We start from the raw sequence: 11918 nt of genomic DNA on the forward strand, positions 1-11918 counted from the left end.
CGCCGCGCGCGAACTGCGCCTCCTGCGCGCGGGCGAGACGCGGCCCCTCGTGTTCCCCGTGGACCTCGTGACGCTCCTGCGCCGCGTGGACCTCGGGACGGCCACGACGTCTGGACTGCCCCAGCGCCGGAGCGAATGAGCGAAAGGGGAGAGGGCGACCGCCACGCGGCGGTCGCCCTCTGCTTGCGTCGTACGCTCTGCCCATGTACGGACCCGAGCGGTCAGGTCCTCATGCCTGGGCCGTCAGCGCGTCTCTCCACTCATCCTCATGCGCCGTACGCTCGGGGACGGCCCCTCGCTTTTGCCTGGGCGGTCGGCGCGTCTCTCCACTCATGAGCCCTGGGTGACCAGCAGGATGATCAGCACGGCGTCGAGCAGGTACGCCCCGGGCCGCCGCAGCTGAGGCTCGGTCCGCGAACGCCACAGCTGGATGCCCAGCCTCGCCGCGAGGAGCGCGGCGGGCACCCACACGGGCGGGCGCGGGCCGCCCAGCAGGGGCAGCAGCAGCACCGCCGCCAGCACGACCAGCAGCGCGAGCTGGACCAGCGCGGCCCCGGCGGGCCGCCCGCCGGGGTTCATTCGCGGATCAGCCACAGCACGCTGTTCGGCGCGAGGTTCAGCGCCAGCGAGAACGGCTGCCCGTGCGAGCCGCCCTCTCGCGCCACGAGGTCGCCCTGACGTGTCCCGAAACCGCCGTACTCCGGCAGGTCCGTGTCGAGGATCACGCGGTAGCGGCCCCCCTCGCGGACGGGCACGTTGTAGCCCTCGCGGTACACGGGCGTCAGGGACGCCACCACCAGCACCGCCGCGCCCGACGACGGGTCCACGCGCTCGAAGACGTACACGCCTCCATCCGCGTCGTCCCCGACGAGCCAGCGCTGCCCCTCCTCGGCGTGGTCGCCGCAGTGCAGCGCGGGGAAGTCGCGGTACATCCGGTTGAGGTCACGCACGAGCGTCTGCACGCCCCGGTGCTCCAGGTGGTCCGTCACGAACCACGGCAGGCCCTGCGCGTAGTCCCACTCGGTGGACTGCGCGAACTCCTGCCCCTGGAACAGCAGCTTCTTGCCGGGCGTCGCCCACATGAGCGCCAGGAAGGCGCGCAGGCCCGCGCGCTGCTCGTACCAGTCGCCCGGCATCTTGCTCACGAGGGACTTCTTGAGGTGCACCACCTCGTCGTGCGAGATGGCCAGCACGAAGTGCTCCGACTGGCGGTACACGTTGAAGAACGTGACCTTGTGGTGCTCGTACCTGCGGTAGATCGGGTCCTTCTCGAAGTACGCGAGGGTGTCGTTCATCCACCCCATCGCCCACTTGTAGTCGAAGCCCAGGCCCTGCGGGGTCGGCCACGTCACGCCGGGGAAGGCGGTGCTCTCCTCGGCGATCATCAGGGCGCCCGGATTGCGGCCGTGCACGGTGTCGTTGAGGCGCTTCATGAACGCGATGGCCTCCAGGTTCTCGCGTCCGCCGTACACGTTCGGGATCCACTCGTTGCGGGAAAAATCCAGGTAGATCATGCTGGCGACCGCGTCCACGCGCAGGCCGTCCACGTGGAAGTCCTCGATCATCCGCAGCGCGGAGCCGATCAGGAACAGCACCACCTCGTTGCGGCCGTAGTCGAAGACGTACGTGTTCCAGTCCGGGTGGTAGCCCTTGCGCGGATCGGCGTACTCGAAGATGGACGTGCCGTCGAAGTGCGCGAGGCCGCTCTCGTCGGTGGGGAAGTGCCCCGGCACCCAGTCCACGATGACGCCGATGCCGCGCTCGTGCAGGTGATTCACCATCCACTTGAAGTCCTCGGGCGTGCCGTGGCGCGAGGTGGGCGCGTAGTACCCCGTCACCTGGTAGCCCCACGAGCCGTCGAAGGGATGCTCCGCGACGCCCATGAGCTCCACGTGCGTGAAACCGAGGCTCGCCGCGTAGTCCGCGAGGCGCTCGCCGATCTCGCGGTAGTTGAGGTACCAGCCGTCCTCGCGGCGCGACCACGACGCGAGGTGCACCTCGTACACGGACATCGGGCGGTCGTAGGCGGGGCGGCGCTCGTGCATCCAGCGCGCGTCCGTCCAGGGGAAGCTGCCCTCGTCCCACACCACGCTGGCGGTGTTGGGCCGCAGCTCCATGAAGCGCCCGTACGGGTCGGACTTGTGCACGGTGCGGTCCGAGTGGTCGGTCACGGCGTACTTGTACAGCTGACCGTGACGCGCGCCCGGCACGAACACGTGCCAGAAGCCGAGCTCGTGGCGGTGCATGGGGTGCTCGAAGGGGCTCCAGCCGTTGAAGTCACCGATGACCGCCACGAACTTCGCGTTCGGCGCCCACACGGCGAACCGGACGCCGTCCTCGTCCCCCTGACGGGTGACGTGCGCGCCGAGCAGGTGGTCCGGACGGACCTGCTCGCCCGACGCGAGGCTCCAGAAATCCAAATAGCTCAACTCGGAGGGCAACGACATGGAGATAGAGTAAACGCGAAAACCTCCGGGCGTCCCGCGCGTGAACCCTAGACAAATCCTGGGGGCGTCCCGACGAGGAGGTCAGGTCGTGGCGGCCTGCGCCTCCACCACGTGACGGCGGAAGCCGCGCAGGATGCTCAGGCCCACGTCGCCGCTCTTCTCCGGGTGGAACTGCGTGGCGTGCACGTTGCCCTGCGACACCGCGCTCCAGAAGGGCACGCCGTACTCCGTGATGGCGCCCGCCTCCACCTCCGCGTCGAGCGGCACGTAGTACGAGTTGGCGAAGTACACGTACGCCGGGCAGGCGACGTCACGCAGCATCGGCGCGTCCCCCACCCGGTCGATGGAGTTCCAGCCCATCTGCGGGACGCTGAGGTGCTCCTCGAAGCGGCGCACCGTGCCCGGGATGAGTCCCAGGCCCGGCACGCCCGGCGCCTCCTCCGACGCGTCGAACAGCAGCTGCATGCCCACGCAGATGCCCAGCAGCGGCACGCCGCGCTCCACGGCGTTCAGCACGGGACGCTCGAAGCCCGACGAGCGGAAGGCCTCCATCACCTGCCGGAAGTGCCCCTGGCCGGGCACTACCAGCGCCGCCCCGTCCTGAACGCGCGCGGGATCGTCCGTGACGTCCACGTCCAGCCCCGCGCGCACGAGCGCCTTGTGCGCGCTGCGCACGTTCCCGGCACCGTAGTCGATCAGGAGGGTCTTCACAGCAGTCCTTTCGTGGAGGGGAGCTCCCCTCCGGAACGGGCGACGGCGTCGCGCAGCGCGCGCGCGAACGCCTTGAACACGGCCTCGATCACGTGGTGCGCCTCGCGGCCCGCGAGCAGCCGCACGTGCAGCGTCACGCCCGCGTGGTTGCACAGGCCGCGCAGGAACTCCCGCAGGTGGTAGTGCGTGAAGCCGCCCGCGTCGCCCCACACGTCGAGCTTCTCCGGCTCGAACGCGAGGTGCGCGCGGCCCGACAGGTCCACCACGACGTGCGCGAGCGTCTCGTCCATCGGGACGAAGGCGCTGCCGTACCGCTCGATGCCGCGCCGGTCGCCCAGTGCCCGCGCGAGCGCCTGCCCCAGCGTGATGCCCGTGTCCTCCACGAGGTGATGCGGCTCGATGTGCAGGTCACCGTCGGCCTGCACGGACAGTCCCAGTCGGCCGTGACGGCGGAGCTGGTCGAGCATGTGGTCGAGGAATCCGTGCCCCGTGGAGAGGGTTCCCTCGACGGGCCCGTCGAGGTCGACGGTCACCCGGATGCGGGTTTCGAGCGTGGCACGCTCGACGGTGGCGCTGCGTGAGGCGACTTCGGTCACCTGCCCAGTCTAGACGCGGGAAGCGCGGGGCCGACAGTGCGCGCGTGCCATTCCCTCGCGGAGCGAGGACGCGGCGCACGGCGGCCCCGTTCAGAACAGCACGAGGTTGCGCGGCGCGACCGAGAAGTCGAGCGTGGCGCTCACGTCGCGCCTGGCGTCCTTCACGCGGGGCCGCAGGCGGACGCCCAGCAGGCTCACGCTGCTGTTCGTGGCGCTCGACACCGCCGCGGCAGGGCAGGTGACGAGCAGCCCGCCGACACGCAGACGTCCGAATTCCGTGCAGGCGCGCGACGTCGTCTCCATGCCCGGATCGTCGAGGTTGTCGATCAGCAGGGACGCGTCCTCGGAGGCGGTGACGGTCAGGGGCGCGGACTCCGGGACGCGCGACATGTTCAGCGCCGCCCGCAGGACGTACAGGGCCCGCGCGTCCGACGGGCCGGGACCGGGATTGACCTCGGCGGGCGCGTTCGCCTCGACGTGCGCGCGCGACAGCGCGTAGAACGCCACGAAGCGCACGCAGCCCTCGGGTGTCCTGGAGGTGTCGCAGGTCCTGGTCGGGTCGCGGGGGAGCAGCAGGGCCGCCACGACCGGGTGCGTGCCGATGGTCCACGTGCCCTTCCCGGTGGCGGGATTGCGGACGGCGTAGGCCGAGGGCGCGCTCAACGTCAGGGTCAGGCCCGGCGGGTAGACGTACGCGGCGGACGCGAGGACGTCCGAGAGGTAGTTGCCCGCCGCGCGGGTGTCTTCGAGCAGCCGGCGTTGCGCCTCGACGCTCTCGGCGGCGTTCGTGCCGTTCCGGATGAACAGCGAGATCGCCGCGAGGACCAGCAGGCCCAGCGCTCCGGCGAGGAGCAGCTCCACGAGGGTCACGCCGCGTCTCATCGTCTCGTCGGCCTCACGAACCGGGTCACGAACTCGAGCGTGCGCCTGTCGGGCGTGCGGACCGTCAGGGTGACGGTCTTGAGCGGATCGACGCTGGCGCTCGGCTTCAGGGCGCTCCTCCCGGCGGAGTCGAAGGCCACGAGGGTCGCGCCCGTCCCGTCCTTCACGTTCACGACGTACGAGTACCCGGCGGGCGGCCCCAGGACGCCCGCGCCGGGATCGGGCAGAACCGTCGCGTCGTAGCTCGCGCGGGTCGCCCAGAACGCCCCGACCGTGTCGTAATAGCTGCGCGCGTACGCCTGGGCGGCCGTGTCGAACCGGGACGTGCGCGAGAAGCTGAAGCCCAGCCCGAGGTACCCCAGCAGAAGCGCCGCCAGCGCGAGCAACGCCACCCCGACGAGCACCTCCGCGAGCGTGAACGCGGCCCTGACGTCAGTCCGCACGGGTCACCACCTTCCCCCCGAGCCCCACGACCTTCACGTCGGCGGTCCGTCCGTCGGGTCCGGACAGGGCGAACCACGTGCCCCGCGTGCCCGTCGCGCGGGCCAGCCCGTGCGGCGCGTCGAAGGAGACGTCGGCCTCCTTCGTGAACTTCACGCCGGACGGCAGGTTCACCACCCGCCTGTCCTGCCACGCGCCGTTCCAGCGGCCCACCTCGTAGGCCGAGCTTCCGTTCGACCGGACCCGCCACGTCGTCGTTCCGAGCCGCGCGCGCGCCCGCGCCGAGGAGAGGTCCGCGTTCAGGGTCGTCACGACCGCGCGGAACTCCAGGGCGCGCTGCAACCGCGTGACGAGGACCGATCCGATCGTGAGCAGCACGCCCGCCACCGCGATGACGATCAGCAACTCCATCACCGTCATGCCCGCGCGTCTCATTTCTCCAGGCTCCAGTCGCTGCGCATCAGCGCGACCTCCTCGTCGTCGCGGACCCTCAGGAAGTCCGTCATGCGGCGGTCGTGGTAGAGGGTGAGGCCCATCCTGCCCGAGTTGCCGGAGTTCACGTCGTTGTCGCCGGGCGCGAGGATGCCCGCGTCGTCCGCGACGAGCGCGCCGCGCAGGTCCCACGCGCCCTTCAGGTTGCCGTTCCGGCGCGTGATGGAGAACACGGCGTTGGAGGAGTACAGCAGGCCGTCGGTGCGCAGGGCGCCCCTGGGGCGGGTGAGGTTGGACTCGATCGAGTCGATCCACAGGCCCTTGAGCTGCGGCTCGCTGAGCCAGGCGCTCGTGGGTGACAGAGACGAGAACGTCGCGCGGGTCAGCAGGGCGCGCAGCCTGGCGGGGTTGAGCTTCACGTCCCTGCCCGTCACCTTCAGGGTCAGGTCGGATTTCGGGCACAGGCCCGCGTTCGTCACGCAGGCCGGATCGAGCCGCGCGACGTCGGCCTCGTCGTACTTGTCGGCGCCGATGAGGTTCGGGGAGTTCTTGAAGTCCACCGTGGCGGAGCCGCGCAGGCGGTAGAGCCTCGGTCGGTAGTCGTCGTCCTCCAGCGCGCGCTTGAGTTCGAGCTGGTTGAAGATGCCCGCCTGCCGCCACGTGAAGCCCGCCGCGTCGTTCCTGCCGCCGCCGGCGTCCTTCCAGACGTTGCCCGTCTCCAGGCTGTTCCTGTCGAGCGTGTCGCCGCCTCGGGGCGTGAGGTAGTCGCCGACCATGATGTTGCCGCTCGACGCGAGCGCGAAGCTCGGGAGCGTCTCGGGCCTGGCGTAGTCCGCGTCCGTGCAGGGCGAATTCGAGACGCCGCAGGCGTAGACGAGGTCGCCCATCACGTACGCGTTGCCGCGCACGACGAGCTTGCCGTTGCCCTTGATGCGCCCACGCAGGACGACGTCGCCGTCCACGTACACCGTGCCCTCGATGGTGATGGGCGTGGTCGTGCCGTCGAGGACGAGGTTCGCCTTCGACCCGGACTCGACCTTCGCGACGCTCCCGGTCGGCCAGCCCGTCACGCCCGAGGGGTTGACGAGGGCGACCGCGCTGAGGGAGCCGAAGGGGTTCTGCGGGTCCTGACCGTCCCTGCTGGCCTTCACGACGGCGTCCCACTCGGACTGGTCGGTGACGCGGTTGCCGTCGAGGTCGGGCACGACGGGTGGGAAGCGGTCCGGAACCACGCCGGCGGGCCACACGCCGTCGAAGCCTCCCTTGCTGGCGGGCAGGTTCACCCGGCTCGACGAGGGGTAGTTCTTGTAGAAGTTCTGCCGCTCCTTGCAGGTGGCGACCCTGGCGCAGTCGGCCGCCGTGAAGTCCTGCGGGGTCGACGACGTGATGGTGGTCTGGCCGGGAACGAGCAGCGTCTTGATCCCGGTCTCCGACGGCCTCAGCTCCTGGTTGTCCCACTCGTTCACGATCTGGCCGCGCGTGAACAGCGACCCCGCGATGCGTGTGTCCGAGGCGTCCTTCCACACGGCGATGGAGTCAATCGCGCCGACACGCGTGACCGGCCAGGGGTTCGTGGTGCTCGGCGGCCCCTTGAGCGCCTCCAGGGGCTTGACGTCGAGGTGACACATGATGCAGTTCATGTTGCCGGTGTACATGGCGAAGTCCACGCCCGCGTAGGGCGTGTCCTGCACGTACATGTCCTGCACGAGCGTCCGTTCGTCGCCGCCGCTTCGCCTGCCGGTGGAGCGGACGCGGAAGCGGACGGCGCGGTCGGTGTCCTGCCGGGTGACGCTCACCTCGTACGAGAGGCCGCTCCCGAGCGTCACCGCCTTGAAGTTCACGGTCATGGTGTCGGCGTAGGTGATTCCACCCACGGGCGGCTTGTCGAGCAGGTCGCGGTAGCGCGCCACGGTCTGCTTGCCCGTGTCCTTGGCCCAGACGTCATACCAGAGGCGTTTGACCGCGTCGGCCAGTCCGGCCTCCGCCGCGAGCTGCACCGCCGACGCCCTCAGGGCGACGCTGGTGCTGGTCCGGTTGCTCACGCCCACCACGACGGCGGCCGTGACGATCACGGCGACCACCGCGAGGACGGCCAGCACCGTCGGAATGATGAATCCTCCCCTCAGACTCTTCACAAACAGATTTTGTGATCTTTCACATTCCGCTCCTGGAAAGACCACACATCGCGCCCCGCGGCCGCGCGCGGTGTGAGGAATTTCCCGCTCGTGGGCCACGCGCGGCCTACCGTCGAGGCAGGAAGGGAAGACCGCGCCCCCCCGGACTTCCTGCAGGCTTCAGGAGCCGCTCGGGCGCGAGACGGAGGTGCCCGCATGATGTCCGGCTCGCTCGACGACTACTCCATCGACGTTCTCCTGAGCGTGCTCGGCAGGCACGGCGGGCGGCTCACCGTCCGTTCGAGCGGCGTGGGCGCCCGTGAGGTCGTCTGCCGTCTCCGGGGGGGGCGCCTCACCGACCTGCACGTGGACGGTCACGCCGTCACGGAGGCGCGCGCCGCGCGCGACCTCGTGGAGTCCCTCGTGGAGTCCCTCGCCCACCACGTCCCACACGCCACCTTCGACTTCGAGGCCGCGGGGGACGAGGACGCGGGCACCCTCGACCTGCCCGTGGAGCAGCTGTTGCCACGCGCGCACGTCGAGACCCGTTGAGTCAGGGCCAGCGGGCGAACGGGAAGGACGGACGCCCACGGGCGTCCGTCCTCGCGCGGGATCCTCAGCGGGCCGCGTCCGACCGCGCCGCCCCGGGGCGGTTCGCGAGCCACGTCTCCAGGCGCTCGGCCACGTTCACCACGTGATCTCCGAGCCGCTCCAGGCTCCGCGCGAGACGGCTCACGCGCAGGCTCGTCGGAAGGTCGCGCGCGTCCTCGAGCACCCGCGTGAGGCTCGCGCGCTGCAACTGCTCGTACAGGGCGTCCACGTCGTCGTCGATGCGGCTCACGGCGCGCGCCGCCGCGAGGTCGCGTTCCGCGAAGGCGAACGCGAGCTTCTCCAGCATCTCCGCGAGGTACGACACGAGCGGCAGCACGTCCTGCAGGGGCCCGGCGCGCAGCGAACCCGAAAGCTCCTCCAGGTCGCGGCCCGTCTGCCGGGCGTAATCACCGACGCGTTCGATGTCCGCGAGGCTCTTGAAGACCGTCAGGTAGAAGCGCAGGTCGCTCGCGACGGGCTGGTGCCGCGCGATGCCCGCGAGGCAGGCGGCCTCCAGGTCGTGCTCCAGATCGTCGATGTCCTGCTCCAGGTGGCCGGTGGCCTCCCCGAGCCCGCGGAAGCTGCCGCTGACGAGCGCCTCGCGGATGAGGGAGAGCTGCTCCAGGGCCACGCTCTGCATGCGCAGGAACCCGTTGGAGACGTCGAGAATGCTGGCTTCGAGCGCTTCACGCATGAACGGTCACCGGGAAAGGGGCACGCGTGCCCCGGGAAAGCGGCAGGGGTGCCGCGCGAGGAGGAAGGGACGACCGGCGGATTGCGGGCAGTGTGGAACGCGTCCGTCTGCTGCGTGTCAGGCACACGGGCGCGCTCACGAGGAGGGGCTCAGCCGAAGCGGCCCGTGACGTAGGACTCGGTGCGCTCGTCGCGCGGGTTCGTGAAGATCTGGTCGGTCGGGCCGTGCTCCACGAGATCCCCGATCAGGAAGAAGCTGGTGGTGTCCGACACGCGCGCCGCCTGATGCATGTTGTGCGTCACGATGATGATGGTGACGTCCTTCTTCAGGTCGCTCATCAGGTCCTCGATGCGGGCCGTGGACTGCGGGTCGAGCGCCGACGTGGGCTCGTCCATCAGCAGGATCTCCGGCTCCACCGACAGCGCGCGCGCGATGCACAGGCGCTGCTGCTGCCCGCCCGACAGGCCCGTCGCGGGCGTGTTGAGGCGGTCCTTCACCTCGTCCCACAGCGCCGCCTGTCGCAGGGAGCGCTCCGCGACCTCCAGCAGCGTGCCCCGGTCGCGGATCCCGGCGAGCTTCAGGCCCGCCACGACGTTGTCCAGCACCGTCATGGTGGGGAAGGGGTTGGGCTTCTGGAAGACCATCCCGATGCGGCGGCGGATCGAGACGGGGTCCACGTCGCCGTAGATGTCCTCGCCGTCGAGGGTGATGGTGCCCTCCACCCGCGCGCCCGGCGTGAGGTCGTGCATGCGGTTCAGGGCGCGCAGGAACGTCGTCTTGCCGCAGCCCGACGGGCCGATGAGGGCGTTGACGGTGTTCGGGGCGATGTCTAGGTCAATGTCGCGGACGGCGCGCTTGTCGCCGTAGTAGATGTTCACCTGCCGGGCACGGAGGATCGGGTTCATGAAAGGCTCCTGGGTTCAGCGGCGCCGCGTCGCGACGCGCGCGACGAGGGACGCCACGAAGATGATGAGGATCAGGACCAGCGCGCCCGCGATGGCGAGCCGCTGCTGCTCCGGGTAGGCGCTCGTCGCGAACACGTAGATCGAGAGGGGCAGCGCCGACACGGGCTTCGACGGGTCGAGGTTGAGCAGGTTGTTGCCGAGCGCGGTGAACAGCAGGGGCGCCGCCTCGCCCGCCACGCGCGCGACGGCCAGCATCACGCCCGTGACGATGCCGCTCGTCGCGGCGGGCAGCACGATGGAGAGCGTCACGCGCCACTGCGGCAGCCCGAGGCTCAGGCCCGCCTCGCGCACGCTGGTGGGCACCAGCTTGAGGACCTCCTCGGTCGTGCGGACCACGATGGGGATCATCAGCAGGCCCAGCGCGACGCCGCCCGCCCAGGCGCTGAACTGCCTCGTCGTCACGACGATCAGGCCGTACGCGACGAGGCCCAGCACGATCGCCGGGATGCCCGACAGCACGTCCGAGACGAGCCGCACGAGCGGCACGAGACGGTGACGGGGGAACTCCGCGAGGAAGATGCCGCCGCCGATGCCGATCGTCACGCCGATCAGCGACGCGATGATCAGCAGCATGAACGTGCCGACGATGGCGTTCAAGAGGCCGCCGCCCGCCTCGCCGGGAGGGGCGGGGGACCGCGTGAAGAAGTCGAGGTCGATCGCGCCGAGACCGCGTGACAGCAGGTACCAGAAGATCAGGAAGAGCGGGACGAGCACGACGAGCGTGCCGAGGCCGATCAGGACCGACGCGACGACGTTCCTGATCCTGCGGGCGCCGCGCGAGGTCGCGATGCGGTCCGCGTGTCGGAGCGTGGTGGTCACGACGTCCCCCCGACGGTGATGCGCGCGATCACGAGCCGCGCGACGTAGTTCACGATGACCGAGATGACGAACAGCAGCAGGCCGATCTCGATGAGGCTGGAACGCTGGAGGTTGTTGACGGCCTCGTTGAACTCCGACGCGATGATGGACGACATCGTGGCGGTCGGGTTGAACAGGCCCGAGACGATCTTCGGGTCGTTGCCGATCACCATCGTCACGGCGAGCGTCTCGCCGAGCGCGCGTCCGAGGCTCAGGATCACGCCGCCGAAGATGCCCGCGCGCGCGAAGGGCAGGATCGCGCTGCGGATGACCTCCCACTTCGTCGCGCCGAGCGCGTACATCGCCTCGCGCTGATCCTGCGGCACGAGCCGGATCACGTCACGCGCGACGGACGCGGTGTACGGGATCACCATGATCGCGAGGATCAGGATGGCGGTCAGCAGACCCAGCCCCGCGAGGTTGCTCGGCACGAGCCACTTCAGCGAGGGGTTCTGCACGATCCACGGCTGGTAGAAGATCCAGGTGCCGAGCTGCACCACCAGCGGCTTGAGCACGAACAGCGCCCACAGGCCGTAGATGACGCTGGGGATCGCGGCGAGCAGCTCCACGAGGTACCCGACGGGCTCCGCGAGCCAGCGCGGCGCGTACTCCGTCACGAACACGGCGGACGCGATGGCGAGCGGCACGGCGATCAGGAGGGCCGCGAAGCTCGTGACGAGCGTCCCGATGATGAAGGGCAGCGCGCCGAACTCGGACGTGACGTTGTTCCACGTGGTCCGGAACAGGAACGCGAAGCCGTACCTCTCGATGGACGGCAGGCTCCCTGCGACGAGCTGGTAGAGCGCCAGCACGAACACGACGACGATGGCGAGCGCGAGCGCGAGGATGACCCCGCGAAACAGGCCGTCGCCGCGCGACGAGGCGCCGGCGGCGTGACGTGGGCGGACGGAAGGTGTGGTTTCCCTCATGTGTTCCTTGCTTCTCCCGGCGGGGAGAGATGAGGTCAGTAGGCGGCGTGAATGTCATGAACAGGTCAGGTCGCCCGACCCGGACACGAGGCGCCGTCCCGGTGCTCAGCGGACGGGCTTGCCGCCGAAGGTCATGGTGGAGAGGATGCTGCGCGCGCGCGTCGCGGCGTTGGAGGGCAGTTCCACGTAGTCGAGCGCCTCGTTGAACTGCTGGCCCTTCGTGACGACGTAGTTCAGCGCGTCCTTGAGGGCGCGGGC

General features: G+C 70.1%; 13 protein-coding genes. 1 reads left to right on the top strand and 12 read right to left on the bottom strand.

What is annotated here, in order from left to right; all coding sequences use genetic code 11:
* Window positions 1-330: 330 nt before the first annotated feature.
* The 8 genes from DEIPI_RS0110320 to DEIPI_RS0110355 all read right to left on the bottom strand — a co-directional run bounded on the left by DEIPI_RS0110320 (window position 331) and on the right by DEIPI_RS0110355 (window position 7644).
* Window positions 331-579 carry a hypothetical protein gene (locus DEIPI_RS0110320; protein WP_027481729.1) on the bottom strand — a complete coding sequence of 83 codons (249 nt, stop codon included), beginning with the start codon at window positions 577-579 and terminating at the stop codon, window positions 331-333.
* Window positions 576-2447: a 1,4-alpha-glucan branching protein GlgB gene (gene glgB, locus DEIPI_RS0110325; RefSeq protein WP_027481730.1), complete on the bottom strand. Its 1872-nt coding sequence runs from the start codon at window positions 2445-2447 to the stop codon at window positions 576-578. The genes DEIPI_RS0110320 and glgB overlap by 4 nt, the downstream gene beginning before the upstream one ends.
* Before the next feature lie 81 nt (window positions 2448-2528).
* The gene (gene hisH / locus DEIPI_RS0110330; protein ID WP_027481731.1) at window positions 2529-3158 is read right to left on the bottom strand and encodes an imidazole glycerol phosphate synthase subunit HisH; all 630 of its coding nucleotides are present in this window, start codon (window positions 3156-3158) and stop codon (window positions 2529-2531) included.
* A complete protein-coding gene (gene hisB / locus DEIPI_RS0110335) occupies window positions 3155-3754 on the bottom strand; it encodes an imidazoleglycerol-phosphate dehydratase HisB (RefSeq protein ID WP_027481732.1) in 600 nt (199 codons plus the stop codon). Before hisB ends, hisH begins: the two co-directional genes overlap by 4 nt.
* A 90-nt stretch (window positions 3755-3844) precedes the next feature.
* Window positions 3845-4624, bottom strand: a complete 780-nt coding sequence (locus tag DEIPI_RS35490; RefSeq protein ID WP_052351686.1) for a hypothetical protein — start codon at window positions 4622-4624, stop codon at window positions 3845-3847.
* An 8-nt stretch (window positions 4625-4632) separates the two neighbouring features.
* Entirely contained in the window at window positions 4633-5079 is a 447-nt protein-coding gene (locus DEIPI_RS35495; RefSeq protein ID WP_052351687.1) for a hypothetical protein, read from the bottom strand.
* Entirely contained in the window at window positions 5069-5512 is a 444-nt protein-coding gene (locus tag DEIPI_RS0110350) for a pilus assembly FimT family protein (RefSeq protein ID WP_157463594.1), read from the bottom strand. The genes DEIPI_RS35495 and DEIPI_RS0110350 overlap by 11 nt, the downstream gene beginning before the upstream one ends.
* Window positions 5509-7644 (bottom strand): polymer-forming cytoskeletal protein, encoded by a 2136-nt coding sequence (locus DEIPI_RS0110355; protein ID WP_027481734.1) that lies wholly within the window; start codon window positions 7642-7644, stop codon window positions 5509-5511. Before DEIPI_RS0110355 ends, DEIPI_RS0110350 begins: the two co-directional genes overlap by 4 nt.
* Window positions 7645-7839: 195 nt before the next feature.
* Here DEIPI_RS0110355 and DEIPI_RS0110360 point away from each other — a divergent pair, with 195 nt between their 5' ends.
* Window positions 7840-8175 (top strand): DUF4388 domain-containing protein, encoded by a 336-nt coding sequence (locus tag DEIPI_RS0110360; RefSeq protein ID WP_027481735.1) that lies wholly within the window; start codon window positions 7840-7842, stop codon window positions 8173-8175.
* A gap of 64 nt (window positions 8176-8239) precedes the next feature.
* Here the strand turns inward: DEIPI_RS0110360 and phoU are convergent, their stop codons facing one another.
* The 4 genes from phoU to pstC form a co-directional block, all read right to left on the bottom strand.
* Window positions 8240-8908 carry a phosphate signaling complex protein PhoU gene (phoU, locus tag DEIPI_RS0110365; protein ID WP_027481736.1) on the bottom strand — a complete coding sequence of 223 codons (669 nt, stop codon included), beginning with the start codon at window positions 8906-8908 and terminating at the stop codon, window positions 8240-8242.
* Between the two features lie 149 nt (window positions 8909-9057).
* Window positions 9058-9813, bottom strand: coding sequence for a phosphate ABC transporter ATP-binding protein PstB (gene pstB / locus DEIPI_RS0110370; RefSeq protein ID WP_027481737.1), 756 nt, complete (start codon window positions 9811-9813; stop codon window positions 9058-9060).
* A gap of 15 nt (window positions 9814-9828) precedes the next feature.
* Window positions 9829-10692, bottom strand: coding sequence for a phosphate ABC transporter permease PstA (pstA, locus tag DEIPI_RS0110375; RefSeq protein ID WP_052351688.1), 864 nt, complete (start codon window positions 10690-10692; stop codon window positions 9829-9831).
* On the bottom strand, window positions 10689-11660 hold the full coding sequence (gene pstC, locus DEIPI_RS0110380) for a phosphate ABC transporter permease subunit PstC (RefSeq protein WP_027481739.1): 972 nt from the start codon (window positions 11658-11660) through the stop codon (window positions 10689-10691). Before pstC ends, pstA begins: the two co-directional genes overlap by 4 nt.
* Window positions 11661-11918 lie beyond the last annotated feature (258 nt).

Source organism: Deinococcus pimensis DSM 21231 (assembly GCF_000519345.1).
GTDB lineage: Bacteria > Deinococcota > Deinococci > Deinococcales > Deinococcaceae > Deinococcus_A > Deinococcus_A pimensis.

Excerpts from the sequence above, each read along its gene's own strand:
- DEIPI_RS0110320 (WP_027481729.1), bottom strand. The coding sequence starts at position 579 with ATGAACCCCGGCGGGCGGCCCGCCGGGGCCGCGCTGGTCCAGCTCGCG.
- glgB (WP_027481730.1), bottom strand. The coding sequence starts at position 2,447 with ATGTCGTTGCCCTCCGAGTTGAGCTATTTGGATTTCTGGAGCCTCGCG.
- DEIPI_RS0110350 (WP_157463594.1), bottom strand. The coding sequence starts at position 5,512 with ATGAGACGCGCGGGCATGACGGTGATGGAGTTGCTGATCGTCATCGCG.
- DEIPI_RS0110360 (WP_027481735.1), top strand. The coding sequence starts at position 7,840 with ATGATGTCCGGCTCGCTCGACGACTACTCCATCGACGTTCTCCTGAGC.
- phoU (WP_027481736.1), bottom strand. The coding sequence starts at position 8,908 with ATGCGTGAAGCGCTCGAAGCCAGCATTCTCGACGTCTCCAACGGGTTC.
- pstB (WP_027481737.1), bottom strand. The coding sequence starts at position 9,813 with ATGAACCCGATCCTCCGTGCCCGGCAGGTGAACATCTACTACGGCGAC.
- pstC (WP_027481739.1), bottom strand. The coding sequence starts at position 11,660 with ATGAGGGAAACCACACCTTCCGTCCGCCCACGTCACGCCGCCGGCGCC.